This window comes from Pseudomonas sp., assembly GCF_037994325.1.
Classification (GTDB): domain Bacteria; phylum Pseudomonadota; class Gammaproteobacteria; order Pseudomonadales; family Pseudomonadaceae; genus Aquipseudomonas.
Window position 1 is genome coordinate 1 of the sequence record NZ_JBBNAH010000301.1, and the last position, 1627, is coordinate 1627.

At 58.3% G+C, this 1627-nt stretch carries 1 protein-coding gene and 1 pseudogene; one reads left to right on the forward strand and one right to left on the reverse strand.

The window, feature by feature from the left end; genetic code table 11:
• Nucleotides 1–241: 241 nt before the first annotated feature.
• Complete coding sequence (locus tag AAAB16_RS10320) at nucleotides 242–1318, forward strand: 3-deoxy-7-phosphoheptulonate synthase (RefSeq protein WP_340663245.1); 1077 nt, start codon at nucleotides 242–244, stop codon at nucleotides 1316–1318.
• Nucleotides 1319–1378: 60 nt separating this feature from the next.
• Here AAAB16_RS10320 and AAAB16_RS10325 read toward each other — a convergent pair.
• Nucleotides 1379–1627, reverse strand: a pseudogene (locus tag AAAB16_RS10325) (GNAT family N-acetyltransferase); the annotation flags it as partial.

Genomic DNA, 1627 nt, shown 5'->3' on the forward strand with positions numbered 1-1627 from the left:
CCTCTTCCCGTTGAGGCTATCGCCCAGGAATGGATTGCCGAGCATGCTGCCTCGTTCTCAAGCATCAGCGGCTTGCATTGATACCGTCGCCCAGGATGTGTGGACATTGACCTTTTGGCCCATTGTCGGCGCCGGCCGTACGCGCTAAGGTTCCCTCCCCCGTTACGCTCTGCGCTCTGTCGACAGATGGCTGGCGGCCAACTCCCGTGACCTGACTGACGACTGACTGACGAGTAGCACGATGGCTGATTTACCGATCGACGATCTTAACGTTGCCTCCAACGACACCCTGATTACCCCTGACCAGCTCAAGCGTGAAATTCCGCTGACTGACGCCGCGCTGCACACCGTTGTGCAGGGCCGCCAGGTGATCCGCAATATTCTCGACGGCAAGGACCACCGCCTGTTTGTGGTAGTGGGCCCTTGCTCGATCCACGACATCAAAGCCGCGCATGAATATGCCGAGCGCTTAAAAGTGCTGGCGGCAGAAGTGTCGGACACGCTCTATCTGGTTATGCGTGTGTATTTTGAGAAGCCGCGCACCACCGTCGGCTGGAAAGGCCTGATCAACGATCCGTACCTGGACGACTCGTTCAAAATCCAGGACGGCCTGCATATCGGTCGCCAGTTGCTGCTGGACCTGGCGGAAATGGGGCTGCCCACCGCTACCGAAGCCCTCGACCCGATTTCCCCGCAGTACCTGCAAGACTTGATCAGTTGGTCGGCCATCGGCGCGCGTACCACTGAATCGCAAACCCACCGGGAAATGGCCTCAGGCCTGTCCTCGGCCGTTGGCTTCAAAAACGGCACCGACGGCGGCCTGACCGTAGCCATCAACGCCCTGCAATCGGTTTCCAGCCCGCACCGTTTCCTCGGCATTAACCAGGAAGGTGGCGTATCCATCGTCACCACCAAAGGCAACGCCTACGGTCACGTGGTGCTGCGCGGCGGCAACGGCAAGCCGAACTATGACTCGGTGAGCGTAGCGGTGTGTGAGCAGGAGTTGAACAAGGCCGGCATCAAACCGAACATCATGGTCGACTGCAGCCACGCCAACTCCAACAAAGACCCAGCCCTGCAACCGCTGGTGATGGAGAACGTGGCTAACCAGATTCTGGAAGGCAACCAATCGATCGTCGGCCTGATGGTAGAAAGCCATTTGGGCTGGGGTAATCAGTCGATCCCCAAAGACCTCAACGCCCTCAAATACGGCGTGTCGATCACCGATGCCTGCATCGATTGGGACACCACCGAGAAAACCTTGATGGGTATGCACAGCAAGCTCAAAGCGGTTCTGCCCAAGCGTCAACGCGGCTGATCAACAAACCGCACAAACAAAAACGCCGGGCTTAGCCCGGCGTTTTTGTTCTAGGAACATTCAGTGGCGATCGCGCCGTTCCATATAGCGCTCCACGTAGGAGCAGGACGGAATCACCGTGTAGCCCATACGCTCGGCGTACTCCAGCGCTCGCTCGGTCAACGCCGCGGCAATGCCACGGCCACGCAATGAATTAGGCACAAAGGTGCGGTAGATATCGAGCGTCTGCTTACCCAGGTCCATATAGGCAAGTTAAGCACGGTCACCGTCCACAGTGGTCTCGAATTGATGACCCGCCTGGTCATGGTT